The sequence below is a fragment of the Kribbella sp. NPDC056951 genome, from assembly GCF_042674205.1.
GTDB classification, from domain to species: Bacteria; Actinomycetota; Actinomycetes; order Propionibacteriales; family Kribbellaceae; genus Kribbella; species Kribbella yunnanensis.
In genome coordinates, this window is record NZ_JBHUQZ010000002.1 from 293,286 (window position 1) to 310,451 (window position 17,166).

Below are 17,166 nucleotides of genomic sequence, written 5' to 3' on the forward strand. Positions count from 1 at the left end.
CCTCCACCTATGCACAAGTTGTTGGTCCTCTATCCCCAGCCCGCCGACCCTGACCACTTCCGCGACTACTACGTGACCAAGCACCTTCCCCTGGCCATCCAGATGCCCGGCCTGCTCGCGTGGCGCTACAGCTTCGACATTGCGGCGACCGGCGGCGAAGCGCCGTACTTCGCAGTCTTCGAAGCCGACTTTGCCGACGCCGCCGCCATGACCGCCGGCCGGGAATCTCCAGAAGGCCAGCGAGCCGGCGCCGATGTCCCCAACTACGCCACCGGCGGCGTAGTCATCCTCAACTACCCAGTGCAAGACGGCGCTCGTTGAGCCTCAGCCGGCCAGCTGTGCCACGACGGGCGCAAAGGCGTCGGCGAAGTCGGCGCCGATGACGAAGTAGGAGAAGCCGATCTCCTCGCGGCGTCGCTGGATCTCTTCGGCGGCTGCTGCCGGGTCACTCGGCAGGACGACGAGTGAGTCGGCCGCGTGGAGCGCCGCGGTGTCGAGGTCGGGCGGTGCCATGAACGGAGCGACACTGTCACCGATGACGGCGATGTGCTGGGCGAGTTCCAGGTCCCGTCCGGCCGCGAAGTCGCGTACCCGCTTGGTCGTCTCGGTCCGGTCATCGTCCGGTGGGAGTACGAACGTGGCCCCGTCAGCGACCTCGAGCGCCAGCGCCTGCGACTTCGGTCCGCTGACTGCCATCACGACCGGCGTGTGCAGCTCGGGACCGTCGAACCTCCGCAGGTTGGCCACGGTGTCGCGCATTCTGGTACGACGCTCAGTGGGGGAGACCGCGGGCAGTCCCAGCTCAACCTCGATCCCGGGCCGGCCGGCGCCGATGCCCATTTCGAAGCGGCCTTCTGTGAGTACTGAGAGTGAGTGAGCCTCCCAGGCGGTGCTCAATGGGTCGCGCAGCGCGGCGGCATAGACCCACGAGCCGATCCGCAGGTCGGTGAGCGCGGCCGCGGTCGCGAGCGTCGGGCCGAGTGTCGGCTGCCACGTAGGTACATCGGGCATCAGTAATGTCGAATATCCGCTGTCGGCGATCAGGCGCACGCGATCACGCCACGTCGGCAGATCAGAACGGATCGGCGCAACGACTCCGAAACGGAATGGCCTGGTCCGGTCGTTCATTGTGGTTCTCCTCGAGTCTGGGGCCCACTTCGGTCCCGTTGCCCTGTCTACGAACTCGCCACGCAGAATTCGACAACGCCGTACAAGAAGGTTGGCACGTGTGACACAGCCCTCCAGGGATCTCACTCTCACGGGTGAGCTGGTGGTGAGCGGAGGGCGCGAAACTGATCAGGTGATGACAGGCAATGGTCTTCCACCAGGACAGCGCCGAGTCGAGGGGTTCCCCCGGTTCGGTACGCACCTCTCCCGGCCCGCGCCGGCGGTTCCGCTCGCTCCGGTAATCGAGGTCCGCGGAGCGGTGACCGCCGACGTCGACGTTCCCCTCGCCGTACTCTCCGACCTGCCGCGAACCGAGATCGCGGCCGACTTCCACTGCGTAGCCGGCTGGTCAGCGACCGGGCTTCGCTGGGAAGGTGTCTCGTTCGAGACGTTCTACCGCGCGCTCATCGAACCGGCGCTGTTGCCGGGAGCAACGATCACGCATCTGCTCTGCCGCGGCCTCGACGGATGGCAGGCAGCCGTGACCATCGAGGACGTTCTGGCTGCCGACGTACTCATTGCTCAAAATCTCAACGGCCGACCACTCGACAGCGATCACGGGGCGCCGGTGCGCTTGGTCAGTCCGAGCCAGTACGGCTACATCAACATCAAACACCTCTGCCGCATCGACGTCCTGACGGCCGCACCGGCGATCACCGAAGGCCCACTGATCCGGAGCCATCCCAGAGGCCGGGTCTGGGAAGAGGAGCGCCACGGTTTGCTCCCCGGCCGGGTGGTCCGCCCGATCTACCGGAGCCTGATTCGCCCCATCAGATTCCTGAGCTCCCGCGGCTCCCGGAGCGCATCCTGAGGTAGCTCGCCGCCTCGACATGCCGGCAGGCTACGGTCGGCACGTGACGATCGAACTCAGACCGCTGACGGCGGCGGACGCGGAAGCCCACTGTGCGGGGGAGGACGAACTCACCGTTCGCTGGCTGACCGGGGGATACGGCGACGTCGACGGGACCATCGAGTACTTCGAGTTGCTCGCGGGGAACGCCGACAGGGGAGTCGGCAAGCGCGGGCTCGGCATCTGGAAGTCCGGGCGACTGGCCGGATACATCGACTACACCCCAGATCTCGACGACGGCCTCGAGCCCGATGACGTGGCACTGGCTTACGCGGTGCACCCGTGGGCTCGCGGCCAAGGCGTCGCCGTGGAGGCTCTCGGGCTCCTCTGCGACATCCTTCGAGCCGACAACATCGGAACGCGCGCGGCCATCCGTGTCGAACCGGACAACGTGGCGTCAGTCCGCGTAGCTCAGAAGGCCGGGTTCAGATACGTCCGGGACTTCCCGTCCAATCGAGACACCCAGCCGGACGGGACGCCGACGACCTTCAGCCTCTACTTGCTGGACCTGTAATCAGCCCGGGGTGAGAAGGCAGAACTCGTTGCCTTCCGGGTCGGCGAGAACCTTCCAAGGAACATCGACATCGATGGGGGAGGCGCCGAGGGTTTGCAGTCTCGCTGCCTCTGCCTCCAGGTCGTCGCCTGGGTACGGGCGGACGTCGAGATGGACTCGGTTCCACACGGTCTTCACGTCAGGCGTGCGCAGGAACTGCAGATAAGGGCCGACATCCTTGGCAGAACGCAGTACGGCGTTGTGGTCGGTCACCTTGAGCAGTGTCCAGTCCATGGCCGCACCCCAGAAGTCGGCCATCACTCGCGGATCCGCACAGTCGACGACCACCGTCGCGATCGGTCCGGTGACTTCATAGAGTGAATCCAGCACACAGAACTCGTTGCCTTCGGGATCGGCCATGACCGTCCACGACACGTCGTCGCCCTGGCCGACATCGGCAAGCGTCGCGCCGAGACCCTTGAGGCGCGTGACCAGCTCGGCCTGATGTTCCGCCGAGTTGGTGGCGAGGTCGAGGTGCACACGGTTCTTCACTGTCTTGGGTTCTTCGGAGGCGATCAGGTCGACGACGACAGCGACGGGATCGGGATAGACGAAACCCTCAGGTTCGAGGTTCGTGACGCCGGGTCCTTCGCTGGAGAGGTTCCAGCCGAGCGCGTCCGCCCAGAAACGTCCCAGCGCGGAATCGTCCCGAGCTTTCATGTTGATCTGCACCAGCCGCGTCGCCATGCGGACGATGCTAACCGCAGTCATGAATGACCCCTCAAATCAGCCTTACCGCAGCTGGCGAGGCTACGGATTGTCACGTCGGCGGTGTTTCGAGGGCCTGCTTGACCAGGGCGTCGACCATCCATTGCTGGAGGGCGCTGACTTCTGCAGGCGGTAGTCCGGCGACGTCGCTCAGCCAGACGCGGGTCTCGATGCCACAAGAGGCGCGCAGTGCCAGCGCGAGCCGGTGGACGCCTTCTTCGCCGATCGACTCCGCGATGGGCGCGAGCGCCTCGAGGAACCACGGGATGGCACGGCCTTGGCGCAGTGGCAGTTCGTGCGGCACATCGCCCAGCGAGAGGCGCAGCATCGCACGCTGCTGCGGCTCATTCTCCTGCACATGGCCGATGACGAAACCGGCGACGGCGGCCACGCGTTCGTCCAGGGCTGTCGGAGGCGGGTCGGGAAGGACCGACGCGGCTCCTGTCTCCGGGTATGCCGCGGCGAGAAGTTCGGCCTGTGACGCGAAGTAGCGGTAGGCCGTGGGACGAGAAATCCCGGCGGCCACGGCGACCTCCTCGACGCTGGGCGTGTCGCCCGAGGTGATCAGGTCGCGCGCCGCTGCGATCAGTTGGTCGCGGGTGCGTTGCTTCTGCCGCGTGCGCCCCGACTCGAGGTAGTCCGTTGACATGTCCTTCATGATATGCAAATCTCATGAAGAGACTCAAGTCTCATAAAATGATCGGAGTGTCAGATGACTGAAAGGACGACGCTCGCGCCGGTGATCCGACGGGCAGGCGAGGGGGAGAAGCGATGGTTCTTCGGCGGTGGCGTCTTCACCTGGAAGCTCAGCAGTGCCAACGAGGACATCGGCCTGTGGGAGGTCGACATGGTGGAGGGCAAGTGGACCCCGATCCACACCCACCCGGTCTCGGAGTCGCTCTGGGTGCTCGAGGGCCACATCCTGTACCGCATCAACGACGATGAACACGAGCTCGGTGCCGGCGACTTCGTCATGGTGCCCGCAGGCGTGCCGCACGCCTTCATCGTCAAGAGTGCAACGGCCAAGGTGCTCGGCATCCAGCCAACCTGCGAGTGCGAGCCCTTCTACCGCGGCGCCAGCGAGCCATTCGAAGGATCGGCGTGCGTCGTGGACTTCGCCAGGATCGCGCTGAGCGCTGAGCAAAACGGGGGCATCACAATTGTCGGACCCCCACCCTTCTGACTGCCGGCTCGCGGTTCAGTCCGGTGTGCAGACGTAGAGTTGGAGCGTCGCATCTGCGGTGAATGGCGCACGGGACCAGTCGCCGAAGCGTTCAACGACCCGAAGACCGCCCAGCGAGAGCAGCAGCGGCAACTCCTGGGGGAAGATGTTCCTGATCTCGAGCGGCGCGACACTGAAGTCGGCCTCGGAATCGGTCGAGAAGTACCACCTGCCACGAGTCACCTGCGCGGCCGCGTCGTAGGTCTCCGCGACATCGACCTGGACGACGCCACGATGAGGATCCACGAACGACAAGGCGTCGCGCCTGCGTCGAACGCCGTCGGCCTGGGCAAGCATGCGCACGCTCGGGTTGAACACGTCGAAGATGAGCCGCGCCCCGGGCGCCAGGTGCTTTCGCACCGACCGGAAGCAGCCCACCAAGTCGTCAGCCTCATGTAGATGGAGCAGTGAATTCGCGGTGATGAACACGAGATCGAATGTTCTTCCCAGGTCGACCTCGCGCATGTCGCCCTGCACCCACTGGATCTCAACGCCGCGCTCGTCTGCCTTGCGCTGTGCCTCGGCCAGCATGTCCGGCGAGAGCTCCAGGCCGATGCACGGATGCCCGTCGGATGCGATCGGGATCAGCTTCTGTCCGGTGCCGCTCCCGAGTTCCAAGACAGACCCGCCTTGCCGATCGGCCTCGGTCCTGTAGAAGTCGACGGCCTGTTCGCCTCCGGGAAACAACCGGTCGTACAACCTCGCATCGGAGTAGAACTGGTCGCTCATGAGACGCACACTCCTCTACTTCTACCCTCGTGATTCAAGCGCCGATAAGCGACATTATGTCAACTAGCGGCTCCTTACTCCTTGCTCGCGACCACCGTGTAGTTCTCGGACACACGATCGATCCCCGAGAGCTCCCAGTCGAGCACGACCGGGCGGCCGTCTCGAGCGAGCAGGTTCCACGGCTGGATGTCCTTGTGCGTCAGTACGACGGGTCCCGGCCGCGGGCAAGTGTCGACGAACTCGGCAATCGCGAGGAACGTCTCGACGCGGGACCCGAGCTCGTCGGCCCACGGCTGTCCGGTCGCCACCGCCCGTTCGGCGAGTTCGCGCCAGTCCCCCGGCATCGGTTCCTCGGCCAACCCGTGGGTCCACTCAACGTCTAGCGCGTGGAGCCGCGCGAGGATCTCACCGATCTCGAACGCGTACGCCGCCGACACCGGTGCCTCAGGCACCTTCTCCCCCTCGACCCACCGGTGGACGAGTGTGTTCCGGTCGGCCGACATCGGTTCGGCCATCGGGATGCCGGCCGCGAAGGCAGCCCGCTCGAACCGGAACACATCCTCGACGTGGTACGGCGAGCGCCGGTCGGCGAGGTTCAATTCCTTCACCGCGAACGACCCCTGGTCGGTGTCGAGCCGGTACATCCGGTTGGCATACCCGCCATGAACGCGCGTGATCGGGCCGATCGGCGTACCGAGATGTGAAAGGTTCAAGCCGGATCCACTGTCTTCACCATGACGCAGTTCTTGAGGCCTTTGGGTCGGTCGTAGGTGAATCCGAGTCGCTCGTAGAGTCGACGGGTGCCGTTGTAGAGGAACGACGACGACATCTTCTTGGTCTCGTTGGTCAGATCGTGCGGATAGCTTTCGACCACTCCGCCGCCGGCCTGCGCAATCTGATCGAGTGCACCGGTGATCGCCAGCTCCGTCACGCCTTGGCGCCGATGGCGCTTGTCGACGAAGACGCAGGTGATTCGATAATCGGGGTCCGCAGTCTTCGTGGCGTTGTACTGCTTGAGGTGCTGGAGCGTCGGCAACTCAACCGGAGTGCCGTATTCAGCCCAAGCAATAGCCTCGTCGCCGTCCATCACCAGCGCGGCGTGCGCCTTGCCTTGCTCGACATAAGCCTTCTTCAGAGCGCGATTGGCCTCCGCGCCCTGACCACGCTCGGGCCCGTCCGGGTGAAACCAAATGCACCAGCAACCCCCGAAGATGCCGTTGTGCCGCTGCACCATTGCATCGAAAGCCGGCCAAGTCTCAGGGCTGAGCGGCGCGACGGTGTACGACGACTCGTTAGCCATATCGCACGGTATCCCGCGGAGCCCATCGAGCGCTTCAACTGAGGATGAGGTTCTTCAGTTCTGCCAAGGTTTTGATTCGGTAGGTGGCCTGGCTGAAGTCCTGGGTTTGGGTGAAGGCGTTGTGGACCACTGCGCAGTCGATGCCGGCTGCCACCGCTGACTTCAAGCCCCTGGCCGAGTCCTCGACAACGAGAGTTTCTGCCTTGCCGGCTCCGAAGCGCTCCAATCCGGTCAGATAAGGCTCGGGGTGCGGCTTGGACAATGTGTAATCGTCGCGAACCAGCACGAATTCCATGAATTTCGTGATGTCACGCTTTTCATGAATCAGCTCGAAATCAACGCGCTTCGCAGTCGTCACGATCGCCATCCGAACGTGCTGCGACAACTCGGCCAGCGTGTCGACGACACCGTCGATCTCGATGGCCTCGGTTCGCAGATACTCCTGGTAGTAGGCGTCACGGACTTTGCGTTGCCTGTCGATGGTTGGTTCGTCGACCCCCGCGACCCTGGCCTGTGCCCAGGTGCCGACTGCCTGGCTCATGTCGCGAAGATATTGATCGAGATCCAGCGTCACGCCGATCTCTGCCAGTGCACGTTCGCCAGCATTGAAATACCAGAATTCGGTATCCACCAGAACACCGTCATGGTCGAAAAGTATGTACTTCTTCACGCTCTCGATCCTATAAGGTCCGGTCGTGAGCAACGCAGATGCATTCGAGGCGGCGGCGCGGGCCGAGGCAGCCAACACCGAAGCGCGGCCGGTTGTCATTGCAGATGGTCTAGTGACACGCCCAGCCGGTACGGCGGCCGCGACCGTCCAGCACTTTCTGCGCTTCCTGCGTTCGCAGGGCCTCGATTGCGTCGCCGAGCCGGTCTCGTTGGACGGCGACGTCGAGACTCTGCGGTACATCCCAGGAGCCAGTGGCGGCGAGGCGTGGTACCACCAGCACACCGACGAAGGGTTGGCGTCGGCCGCGCGCCTGCTGCGCAAGATCCACGACGCCAGTCAGGCCTGGATCCCGCCGTACGACGCTGTTTGGACGGCTCGTCCGATCGCGGCCGACGACCTTGTCTACTGCCACGGTGATCCCGGCCCGTGGAACTTCGTCTGGGACGACAACACCGCGATCGGCCTCATCGACTGGGACTACCTGCATCCCGGTCCGCGCATCGACGACATCGCGTACGCGCTGCACTGGTTTGTGCCGTTGCACTGTGACGAGTTCGCGCTGCAGTGGCACCACTTCCCCGAGGTGCCCGATCGCCGGCATCGCGTCGTGGTCTTCCTCGAGGCGTACGGCGATCTGCCGGCGTTCGATGTGGTCGACGCGGTCATCGCGCGGTTGGAGGCAGTGTGTGACCTTATGAACGAGCTTGCGGAGAGCGGGCAAGAGCCGCAGCGGACGTGGGTTCTCGACGGAGCCGTTGACCGGGAGCGGGAGGAGATCGAGTGGGTCCGCGAGCACCGCGACCTGCTGTCCTCTAATTGATGCTGCGAGGATCTGCGGTATGCCGGGGATGCGCGAGTGGTTGGACAGGACGACCGACACGTGGGCGCCGCCGACGGCCAAGGATCTCGCCGGGCCCTTCCGGTTCCTGTTCTGGCTGACTCGATCGCAGGCACGACGCGTTGCCCTGGGCGCGTTCCTCGGCACGGTCTGGATGGTCGGCCTGGCGGTGCCGCCGTGGGTGCTGTCGCGAGCGGTTGACGAAGGACTCGTTGGGCGAGATTCAGCCGCGCTCATCAAGTGGGCGCTCGTGCTGCTCGGCGTCAGCGTGCTGATCGCGTTGCTGGCGATCGCGCGGCATCGCACGATGACCAAGATCCGGATGGACGCCTCGTTCCGTTCGGTGCGGGCGACGGTCTGGCACACCTCGCGACTCGGCGCGTCGCTGGCACGGCGGGTGAGCGCCGGCGAGATCGTGACGGTCGGCATCGCCGATGTGCACACCGTCGCGATGGCGCTGACCGTCACCGGGCCCGGCGTCGGCGCGATCATCGCGTACGCCGTGGTCGCGGTCATCCTCTTCACGACCTCACCGTTGCTGGCCGCGGTGGTCCTCGCCGGTGTTCCGCTCCTGGTTGTTGCCGTCGGCCCGTTCTTGCACCGGATCGAACGCACCGGCGGCGAGTACCGCGTTCACCAAGGACGGCTGACGACCCGACTGGTCGACGTACTGGCTGGGCTTCGGGTTCTCAACGGGCTGGGCGGCAAGCAGTTCGTTGCCGACCGGTACGACGAACAGTCGCAGCGGCTGGTGAGACGTGGGTACAAGGTCGCCGTACCGGCTAGTTGGGTCGGAGCGTTGTCGACGGGACTGCCTGCGTTGTTCCTGGCCGCGGTCGTGTGGTTGTCGGCGCGGATGGCGGCAACCGGGGTGATCACGATCGGCGAGGTGGTCGCCGTCTACGGGTACGTCGCCGTCCTGGTCGTCCCCGTGTCGAACTTCATCGAGGGCGGTGGCGACATCGCGCGCGCCCGGGTCGCCGGCCAACGGATCATCGACCTGCTCAACCTGCCGGTCGCTCGCGACGACGAGCGCGATGGGGTCCCACTCCCCCACGGCCCCGGCCCGCTCACCGACCCCGCCTCAGGAGTCGTCGTCCGCCCCGGCCTGCTGACAGCGCTGGTCGCGGCCCGCACGGCGGAGGCAATCGAGGTGATCGAACGACTCGGGCGCGTCGGCGGCACCCGGACGGGGCCTGCGTCGGGTCCGGCGGCCGCCCGGACGGAGCCTGCGGCTTCCCGGTCGGGATCTGCTGACGCGGAGGTGACCTGGGCGGGCATGCGGATCGACGAGGTCACCAGCGCGGATCTGCGGAGCCGATTGGTTGTCGCCGACAACGATGCCGAGGTGTTCGCCGGCACTGTCCGGGAGATCGTCGCGGGTCGCCTCGAGCCCGACGACAGCCGCGTCCATCAGGCTCTCCGAGTAGCCGTGGCCGAGGACATCGTCGAGGCGCTGCCCGACGGTCTGGACACAGCGATCGCGGCCGGCGGAACCGATCTGTCCGGCGGTCAGCGGCAGCGGATCCGGCTCGCGCGGGCCGTCTACGCCGCCCCCGACATCCTGCTCGCCGTCGATCCGACCTCGGCGGTCGACGCCAACACCGAAGCGGCCATGGTCGACCGCCTCCGTGAGGCCAGGCGTGACACGACGACGGTGATCACCACGATGTCGCCGCTCGTCCTCGACCGCGCCGACGAGGTCATCGTCCTGATCGACGGCAAGGTCTCCGCAGTCGGCAAACACGCGGAACTCCTGCACACCGACTCCTCCTACCGCGAGCTCGTGTCGCGCGCTCAGGAGGGCCGATGAACAGACAGTTGCCGGTAGCAACCAGGTCTGAGGTCCGTACGGCGGCTCTCCGCGACCTGAGCGCGGATCGTTGGGCCGTGATCGCGGTCGTCGTGGTCAACGGGCTCGCCGCAGCGGCCGGTTTGATCGGTCCTTGGTTGCTCGGCCGCATCATCGACACGATCCAGACCGGTACTGGCGATGTGCTCAGCGCGGTCGACCGACTGGCGTTCGGCGCGCTGCTGTTCACCGTCGTACAGACTGTCCTGGCGTGGTGGGCGCTCAAGATCGGCTACCGGTTCGGGGAACGGACCGCGGCTCGGGTCAGAGAGCGCTTTCTCCAGCGGACACTGGCGCTACCGCCGCGAGTGGCGGATCATCTGCCAGCCGGTGATCTCATCGCACGGGGAAGTACCGACGCCTCGCTCGTGGCAACGACGCTGCGGTCGGCGGTGCCCGAGGTTCTGGTAGCGACAGTCCATGCGCTGTTCCTGGTTGTCGCGGTGCTAATCCTCGACCTGCGCCTCGGCGCCTGCGGGCTCGTCTGTCTGGTCGGCGTCGCCGCGGCTCTGCGCTGGTACATGCGTCGTGCGCGGCCGGTGTACTTGGCGGTCGCCGCGACTGGTGCGGAGGTGGCCGATGTCGTGGCCAGCACGGCCAAGGGCGCTCGCACGATCGAGCTGCTCGGTTTGGAGGAGCGTCGGCACCAGGTGTCCGAGGCTGCGATTGCCGAGTCCCGGTCCGCGCGGTTGGGAGCGCTGTGGCTGCGGTCGGTGCTGTTCCCCTGGTCGGAGATCGCTCTCGGCGTTCCGGTGGTGGGAGTGCTCCTGGTCGGCGGCGCGCTGTACGCGAATGACCTGGTCAGCCTCGGGGTCGTGGTGACGGCGACTGTCTATCTCCGTCAGCTCGTCGGCCCACTCGACACCCTCATGCTCTGGATCGAGCAGCTGCAGGGCGCCGGCGCGTCATACGCTCGCGTCGAAGGACTCGCGGACATCCCGACCGCGGAACCCGCACCGGCTCCGACCGTTGGCGATCACGGGGACCGGATCCGGGTGACCGATGCTCACTTCAGCTACACCGGAGCCCGCGACGTACTGCGTGGGATCGACCTGCTCGTGCAGCCCGGCGAACGGCTGGCGATTGTCGGTACGTCAGGAGCTGGGAAGTCGACGCTCGCGCGACTGCTCGCCGGGCTCGATCGACCGCGCACTGGTTCGGTCACGATCGGCGGTAGGCCGGTTGCGGATCTGCCACCGGACGAGCTGCGGGAGCACGTCGTACTGATCACTCAGGATCATCATGTCTTCCATGACTCGCTGCGCGACAACCTGCTGATCGCCAAGCCGGACGCTACCGATAAGGAGTTGTACGACGCGTTGGCCGCGGTCGGTGCGGAGTGGCTGGACGACCTGCCGGACGGCCTGGACACGGAGATCGGAGTCGACACCGACCTCGCCGATGCGAGCGCACAGCAGCTCTCGCTCGCCCGGGTCGTGTTGGCTGATCCGCACACGCTGATTCTGGACGAGGCCACGTCACTCCTGGATCCCAAGACAGCGCGGCAGACGGAACAGTCCTTGGCCGCCGTACTGCGGGGTCGGACGGTGATCGCGATTGCGCACCGGCTACAGACCGCGCATGACGCCGACCGCATCGCTGTGATGGAGGCCGGTGAGCTTGTCGAGCTGGGTACGCACGACGAGCTCGTTGAAGCGGGCGGCGTCTACGGCACGCTGTGGCGGACCTGGAACGCGGATTAGCGCGGTGTGTAGATGGCGTTCGGCGAGTTGGTGACTGCGGCCCAGTAGCGGTCGCCGTAGGACCAGTGCCACCACTCGGGTTCGTAGTTGACCAGGCCGGCCTTGGTGAGCGCCGAGCCGAGGACCGTGCGCCACTTGCGTGCTTCGGCGGTGATGTTGTCGGCAGCTGTGAAGCATGCGCCCGCGCTGGCCTCGGGTGTCGCGTTGACCGGGCTGCCCATGTCGAGTTCGACGCCGTCCTTGGTGAGGGTCAGGTCGACAGCCGCGCCACATGGGTGGGGTGCAACCGCTGGTGGTGAGACGTGCTTGCTGGCCTCGGTGAACACCATGTCGGGCGTCCAGTCCGGGTGGCCCTGCCGCAGCTCGGCGCTGTGCTCGTCGAAGTAGCGCTGCTGCAACGCGACCGGCCGGTGTCCCTCGATGACCAGGAGCTGGAGTCCGGCAGGCAGTGTGTTCTGCGCCTGCACCAGTCGCTCCGCGACGCCGACCCGCAACCGAGCCCACGCTCCGGCCGAGTCCTCCTGCCGCCGGTCGAGCGCCAGCTCCGGCATCTCCCGCACATCAACTAGGGCCTCACCACAGTCGATCACCGGCACGTCAAACACTGTCTGATCCGACAAGAGCAACATGCGATCGACCCTAACCGCGGGTCAGGTCGCGCCTGGCGCGGTACCCCCAGGTCGGTGGAGTGGCGTTGGTGACAGCTCGGAGGACGCCTTCGACCGGTCCGTAGGTGCACCGTGCCATCCACCAGCGGCTGATCGCGACCTGGGCTGCGTAGATGGCGATCGCGAAGGTGAACGTCTCCAGCGGAGAGACCTGCCCGACCAGACCGAGACCGACACCGGTGAAGATCAGCAGGGTCGCCAGTGATTGGCCCAGGTAGTTCGACAGCGCCATGCGGCCGGCCGGAGCCAGGAGGCTGCCCAGCGAGCGACCGGCATCCGAATGCATCAGTCGGAGCAGAGTGGCGGCGTACGCGGCTGATAGGAGCGGGGCGGTCATGACGCCGACCAGGACGCTGATGGTGCTGCCGTTGCCACCCGCCGCGTAAACGACGCTGCCCAGCAGGCCGATGGGGAATCCGACGAGCTGAATCTTCCGCAGTACCGGCTCCTGCCCGGTCACGCCGGCGAGCAGACGGCGCCGACCGGCGACCATGCCGAGCAGCATCACAGCCAACGTGGTCGGTCCCTGCACGGTGATCTGCGCAAGCCCGAACGCCGGTAGCGCCCGGAGGTGCTCGCCGATCACATCGCCGAACGAGCCGCCCAGGTTTGTCGTGGTCTGCTGAGCGGCAGCCACGGCCCCAGCCGGATCGAGAAGTGCGGAGGTGTCGAGGAACAACACCGTCGATCCCAGCGTGACGAACAGGTACCCGTAGATTCCGGCGGCCACGATCAGGGCGGTCTTGTCCCGCACACCCCGCATCGCCAGCAGCACCAGCCCGATCAGCGCGTACACGGTGAGGATGTCGCCCGTGATCAGGAAGATCGCGTGCAGCGCACCGATGACGAAGAGCCCGCCGAGCCGCCGCAGCATCCGCGGCCTGAACTGTGCGCCGGCTCGCTGCGCAGCCTCGATCTGCAACTGAAAGCTGTACCCGAACAGGAACGAGAACAGCAGGTAGAACTTCAGATCGACCAACGCGTGCCCCAGCCAGTTCACGGCGTGATCAAGACCCGAGCTGTACGACGGGTCCTCCGCGATGTGGATCGGGAATCCGGAGGCGGCGTAGGTGATGTTCGCGATCAGGATGCCGAGCAGGGCGAACCCGCGCAGCGCATCGATGTCATGGATCCGGGTCCGCAGCGTGCCAGGCTGTTGGCTCATGCTCCAAGTCAAGGGGCGGCGATCTCGCGACGCAGGCGTGCTGGCACCTCAGTCGTGGTGGAACTTCCACTACCCTCGCTTGACTCTCCTACGAAGGGAGAGTCAAGACTGGAGCACATGCGACCTACGTGGAGTATCGGCGCTGTGGCGCGGCAGACCGGGCTGCCGGTGAAGGTGGTCAGGCACTGGTCGGATGTGGGCGTGGTGGCACCGGTGGGTCGGTCGACCGGCGGCTATCGCCGCTACGACACCGCTGGGGTAGCCCGCCTGCGGCTTGCCCGGACCTTGCGGGATCTGGGGATGGGGCTCGGCGAAATCCGGGCTGCCCTGGATCGCGAGGATGGGCTCACCGAGGTCGCGGCCGCACACGTCGAGGCTCTCGAGGCGCAGATCCGGCGGCTGCGGACCCATCAGGCCGTCCTGCGCACTGTCACCCGTCGTACGACTCACGAAGGGCTTGCTCTGATGACCCGTACCGCGCAGATGTCCCCGGACGAGCGTCGCGAACTGGTCCACGACTTCCTCGCCGACACCCTCAGCGATGTGGATGTGCCCTACTTCCGGGAAGGCCTGCTGGCGGCCGGAGCCGAGCTCCCGGACGATCCCACCGACGAGCAGGTCGAAGCGTGGTTGGCACTGGGCGAACTCGTCGCCGACGGCGAACTGGGTCCCGCCATGCGGCGCATCGCGGAGTACACCGCCCGTCATGGTCAAGGAGCGCAGGACGATGCTGCGGCAGCGGAGATGCGCGAGCTCACCGACGTCTGGGTCGGCCGCGTCCGCGCAGCGATCCAGGACGGTACGGCGGCGGACTCCCCCGCTGCCGATCAGGTCGTTGCCGACATCGTGGCCGCCTGGCTGCCGAGCCGTGCGAACACCGACCCTTCGGTGACCTCCGACGGCACCTCGGCACGCAAGCTCTTCCACGAGCAGCTCACTGCAGCGTCCGAGCCGTCCGTCGAACGCTTCTGGCACTTGCTGTGTGTCCTCACCGGCCAGCCCGCGTCGGCCGGAATCGCCTCGGAGGGCCAGTGGCTCACCACCGCTCTCCACGCCAATCCGTCTCCCGGCGCGCGCGATGCTCAGCTCGAAGCGCTCTACACGAACGACACCGACCCGTGGCCGGGCGGCGTCCTGGAGGCATTCACACGTGTGCAAGACACAGTCGGCGTACTCGTGCGCGCCGCAACGCCGGACCAGTTCGGCCTGCCGACCCCTTGCGATGACTGGACCGTGCGGGAGCTGCTCGACCATCTGGTGTGGGAGAACCTCATCTGGGGCGGTCTAGCTCAGGGCACTCCTCCCTCAACCGCCCACACCGACGACCACCTCGGTGACGACCACATCGCCGCCTTCGACACTGCCGCCGCCGAGGCTCGCGAGTCTTTCCAGCAGCCGGGCCTCCTCGAGCGCTCCTTCGGTCCCGCCCCCGGCCGTCGCCTCGTCGAACAGTTGCTCATCGAGCTCCTCGTCCACGGCTGGGACCTCGCCACCGCCCTCGGCGACGACCGCGACCTGGTTCCCGACCTCGCCCGCGCCGCGCTCCCCGTCGTACGAGAGATCTATGGCGACCTCCCCCGAACCGCCGGCGGATCCATCGCCGCGGCGCAAGCCGCTCCCGATGACGCTTCCGACCTCGATCGGGTCGCCGCGTTCCTGGGCCGCCGTGTCCCAACCGACAGCTAGGTTCGGGAGGTGAACTCGACTCTCCAGGTACTGCATCGCACCGGCCAGTGGTGTCCCGCCCGAAGGATCGACGACGTCGTCGCGTACGACCTCCCCATCCTGCCCAAGTGGCAGATTCCCGGGCACCCGACCGTCGATCGGTGCTACCTCTTGCTCGGTCAAGGCATCCAGCTGATCAAGACGGTGACCTTCGACGGACCGCTCAAGGGCTGGTGGTACGTCGACGTGGTCGAGCTCGAGGAGGTGGACGCCGGCTTGATCGTGCATGACCTGTACGTCGACTTCCTCGTGCCGCCCGGCGCGGAGCGGTATCACGTGCTGGATCTGGACGAGCTCGGCGATGCGCTCAGCCAAGGGCGGATCACGGCTGCTCAGTGCGCTGCCGCTCTCAGTAACACCCAGGCGTTCATCGAACGGCATCTTCGGGGTGACGAGAAGGGATCTATCGATCCTCCCCGGCAGTTTCCCCCTGACGGTGTGCTCGCGCTTCAGCGACTTCCTTCGTTCTTCGGGGACTGACCCGCGGAGGCTCCCCTGTGTGGGGACCCTTCGGGTTTGGTGTTCAACGGTTGTTCACCCTCAGTCGACCAGTGGTAGACGGAGGGTGAACCGAAGGCTTTCCCTTGTGCGACCCTGCGGGTTGGGGTGCGGGCTTGTTAGGTCATGGGCTTACCGACAACGATTCCCAAAATCGCGGCCTTGAGGCAGGCCGCCCCAGAGGAATCGGATGTGACCTATGCGCTTCCCGCCCCGCCCCCGTAAATCCCTCGCTGGTGCTGTTCTCGCGCTCGGACTCGGTGCCGCCGCCCTGGCACCGATGCAGACCGCGACGAGCGCGCCTGTTCCCGCACCGGCTGACGGTGTGTACGACGTACTCGGCAAGAGCTGGGGTGTCAGCCCGGCCGAGGCTAAGGTGCGGCTCGATGGTGAGCACACCAAGGCTGCTGCGTTCGAGACGGCGAAGGCCAGTCTCGACGGAGCGTTCTTCAACGCCGACCGTCAGCTTGTCGTGAACGTGCATTCGGCCAAGGCTGCTCAGGTAGCCCGTGAGCACGGACTGGCTCCGCGGTCCGTTGCTCGTGGTGAGAAGGCCCTGGCCAAGCTGCAGACGCAGGTCCAGGCGCTGGCTGACAAGTCGGGCTCGCTGCAGGTTCAGTCGATCGGTGCCGATCTGCCGACCGACCGCTTGCAGGTTGTTCTCCAGCCGGGGAAGCAGTCCGCGAAGACTGTTGCCCTGGTCAAGCAGTTGAAGGCGATCCCGGGTGTCGACGTCAGCACGAACAACACCACGCTGGCGATGACCGCTGACGTGATCGGCGGCCAGATCATGGACCTGGTCCCGGGCACGAACTGCTCGCTCGGCTTCTCCGGTACGCGCAACGGCGGCGACAATGTGATGCTGAGCGCCGGCCACTGTGTCGAGGGCAACCCGATGGTGCAGAACCGTTCGGGTGTCCGCCTCGGCGCGGGTGTCGCCAGCCGGTTCCGTACCGGCTCGCCGAGTGTCGACATGGGTCTGATGGACATCGACAGTAACAACGTCGGCCGCGGGTACATCGACAACCGCAACGGTCAGACCACCCGGGTCACCGGGTCGTCGAAGGCCCCGGTCGGCTCGACCATCTGCAAGGCCGGCAACACCACCGGCTGGACCTGCGGCTCGATCACGCAGTACAACCTGACCGTCAACTACGGCGGCGCGGGCGGCAGCGTCACCCGCACCAGCGGCCTGGCCCGTTCGACCGTCTGCACCGAGGGCGGCGACTCGGGCGGTGCCTACATCTCCGGCACCACCGCCCAGGGCATGACCTCCGGCGGCCCGAGCGACGGCCACGACTGCGGCTGGAACCAGGGCGGCAACGCCACCGGCTCGTACTCCTTCTACCAGCCGGTCGTCGACGCAGCCCAGTACTACGGCGTCACCCTCACCCTCGGCTGATCCGTCAGCCACACCACAGCCCTCTCGCCGTCATCGGCGAGAGGGCTGTTCGCGATCATGCCCACCGCAACATAACTGGATAGCAATACTGATCTTGGACAAGATAGCTCGCGGCG

General features: G+C 66.3%; 19 protein-coding genes. 10 read left to right on the forward strand and 9 right to left on the reverse strand.

All coding sequences use genetic code 11. The features are described 5' to 3' along the window. Nucleotides 1–9 precede the first annotated feature (9 nt). Nucleotides 10–321, forward strand: coding sequence for an EthD family reductase (locus tag ACFTSF_RS08965; RefSeq protein WP_380153319.1), 312 nt, complete (start codon nt 10–12; stop codon nt 319–321). 3 nt (nt 322–324) lie between these two features. Here the strand turns inward: ACFTSF_RS08965 and ACFTSF_RS08970 are convergent, their stop codons facing one another. Beyond that, nucleotides 325–1,128: an LLM class flavin-dependent oxidoreductase gene (locus ACFTSF_RS08970; protein WP_380153320.1), complete on the reverse strand. Its 804-nt coding sequence runs from the start codon at nt 1,126–1,128 to the stop codon at nt 325–327. Nucleotides 1,129–1,303: 175 nt separating this feature from the next. Between ACFTSF_RS08970 and ACFTSF_RS08975 the strand changes: the two genes are divergently transcribed. Both ACFTSF_RS08975 and ACFTSF_RS08980 read left to right on the forward strand, forming a co-directional pair. Beyond that, nucleotides 1,304–1,978, forward strand: a complete 675-nt coding sequence (locus ACFTSF_RS08975) for a molybdopterin-dependent oxidoreductase (RefSeq protein ID WP_380153977.1) — start codon at nt 1,304–1,306, stop codon at nt 1,976–1,978. A gap of 43 nt (nt 1,979–2,021) precedes the next feature. Further along, entirely contained in the window at nt 2,022–2,531 is a 510-nt protein-coding gene (locus tag ACFTSF_RS08980) for a GNAT family N-acetyltransferase (RefSeq protein WP_380153321.1), read from the forward strand. Here the strand turns inward: ACFTSF_RS08980 and ACFTSF_RS08985 are convergent, their stop codons facing one another. Continuing rightward, entirely contained in the window at nt 2,532–3,257 is a 726-nt protein-coding gene (locus ACFTSF_RS08985) for a VOC family protein (protein WP_380153322.1), read from the reverse strand. A gap of 73 nt (nt 3,258–3,330) precedes the next feature. Beyond that, nucleotides 3,331–3,927, reverse strand: coding sequence for a TetR/AcrR family transcriptional regulator (locus ACFTSF_RS08990; RefSeq protein WP_380153323.1), 597 nt, complete (start codon nt 3,925–3,927; stop codon nt 3,331–3,333). A gap of 63 nt (nt 3,928–3,990) precedes the next feature. Here ACFTSF_RS08990 and ACFTSF_RS08995 point away from each other — a divergent pair, with 63 nt between their 5' ends. Further along, nucleotides 3,991–4,461, forward strand: a complete 471-nt coding sequence (locus tag ACFTSF_RS08995; RefSeq protein ID WP_380153324.1) for a cupin domain-containing protein — start codon at nt 3,991–3,993, stop codon at nt 4,459–4,461. Nucleotides 4,462–4,476: 15 nt separating this feature from the next. On the opposite strand, the gene ACFTSF_RS09000 is transcribed toward ACFTSF_RS08995, so the two are convergent. From ACFTSF_RS09000 to ACFTSF_RS09015, 4 genes are all read right to left on the reverse strand, one after another. Next, complete coding sequence (locus ACFTSF_RS09000; protein WP_380153325.1) at nt 4,477–5,229, reverse strand: class I SAM-dependent methyltransferase; 753 nt, start codon at nt 5,227–5,229, stop codon at nt 4,477–4,479. A gap of 74 nt (nt 5,230–5,303) precedes the next feature. Then, entirely contained in the window at nt 5,304–5,942 is a 639-nt protein-coding gene (locus tag ACFTSF_RS09005; protein WP_380153326.1) for a phosphotransferase family protein, read from the reverse strand. Continuing rightward, on the reverse strand, nt 5,939–6,529 hold the full coding sequence (locus ACFTSF_RS09010; RefSeq protein WP_380153327.1) for a GNAT family N-acetyltransferase: 591 nt from the start codon (nt 6,527–6,529) through the stop codon (nt 5,939–5,941). The genes ACFTSF_RS09005 and ACFTSF_RS09010 overlap by 4 nt, the downstream gene beginning before the upstream one ends. Before the next feature lie 34 nt (nt 6,530–6,563). Continuing rightward, nucleotides 6,564–7,199 carry an HAD family hydrolase gene (locus ACFTSF_RS09015; RefSeq protein WP_380153328.1) on the reverse strand — a complete coding sequence of 212 codons (636 nt, stop codon included), beginning with the start codon at nt 7,197–7,199 and terminating at the stop codon, nt 6,564–6,566. A 25-nt stretch (nt 7,200–7,224) separates the two neighbouring features. On the opposite strand from ACFTSF_RS09015, the gene ACFTSF_RS09020 reads away from it, so the two are divergent. The 3 genes from ACFTSF_RS09020 to ACFTSF_RS09030 are packed head-to-tail and all read left to right on the forward strand — an operon-like array spanning nt 7,225 to nt 11,592. Then, the gene (locus tag ACFTSF_RS09020) at nt 7,225–8,019 is read left to right on the forward strand and encodes a phosphotransferase (RefSeq protein ID WP_380153329.1); all 795 of its coding nucleotides are present in this window, start codon (nt 7,225–7,227) and stop codon (nt 8,017–8,019) included. 19 nt (nt 8,020–8,038) lie between these two features. Next, the gene (locus ACFTSF_RS09025; RefSeq protein WP_380153330.1) at nt 8,039–9,850 is read left to right on the forward strand and encodes an ABC transporter ATP-binding protein; all 1,812 of its coding nucleotides are present in this window, start codon (nt 8,039–8,041) and stop codon (nt 9,848–9,850) included. Continuing rightward, a complete protein-coding gene (locus ACFTSF_RS09030) occupies nt 9,847–11,592 on the forward strand; it encodes an ABC transporter ATP-binding protein (RefSeq protein WP_380153331.1) in 1,746 nt (581 codons plus the stop codon). The genes ACFTSF_RS09025 and ACFTSF_RS09030 overlap by 4 nt, the downstream gene beginning before the upstream one ends. On the opposite strand, the gene ACFTSF_RS09035 is transcribed toward ACFTSF_RS09030, so the two are convergent. Both ACFTSF_RS09035 and ACFTSF_RS09040 read right to left on the reverse strand, forming a co-directional pair. Beyond that, complete coding sequence (locus ACFTSF_RS09035) at nt 11,589–12,221, reverse strand: M15 family metallopeptidase (protein WP_380153332.1); 633 nt, start codon at nt 12,219–12,221, stop codon at nt 11,589–11,591. The two genes, ACFTSF_RS09030 and ACFTSF_RS09035, sit on opposite strands and share 4 nt — an antisense overlap. Nucleotides 12,222–12,231: 10 nt before the next feature. Then, nucleotides 12,232–13,425: a DUF418 domain-containing protein gene (locus ACFTSF_RS09040; RefSeq protein ID WP_380153333.1), complete on the reverse strand. Its 1,194-nt coding sequence runs from the start codon at nt 13,423–13,425 to the stop codon at nt 12,232–12,234. Nucleotides 13,426–13,542: 117 nt separating this feature from the next. Here ACFTSF_RS09040 and ACFTSF_RS09045 point away from each other — a divergent pair, with 117 nt between their 5' ends. The 3 genes from ACFTSF_RS09045 to ACFTSF_RS09055 all read left to right on the forward strand — a co-directional run bounded on the left by ACFTSF_RS09045 (nt 13,543) and on the right by ACFTSF_RS09055 (nt 17,050). After that, nucleotides 13,543–15,111: a TIGR03086 family metal-binding protein gene (locus ACFTSF_RS09045; protein ID WP_380153334.1), complete on the forward strand. Its 1,569-nt coding sequence runs from the start codon at nt 13,543–13,545 to the stop codon at nt 15,109–15,111. 9 nt (nt 15,112–15,120) lie between these two features. Continuing rightward, complete coding sequence (locus ACFTSF_RS09050) at nt 15,121–15,630, forward strand: DUF402 domain-containing protein (RefSeq protein ID WP_380153335.1); 510 nt, start codon at nt 15,121–15,123, stop codon at nt 15,628–15,630. 217 nt (nt 15,631–15,847) lie between these two features. Further along, nucleotides 15,848–17,050: a S1 family peptidase gene (locus ACFTSF_RS09055; RefSeq protein ID WP_380153336.1), complete on the forward strand. Its 1,203-nt coding sequence runs from the start codon at nt 15,848–15,850 to the stop codon at nt 17,048–17,050. Nucleotides 17,051–17,166 lie beyond the last annotated feature (116 nt).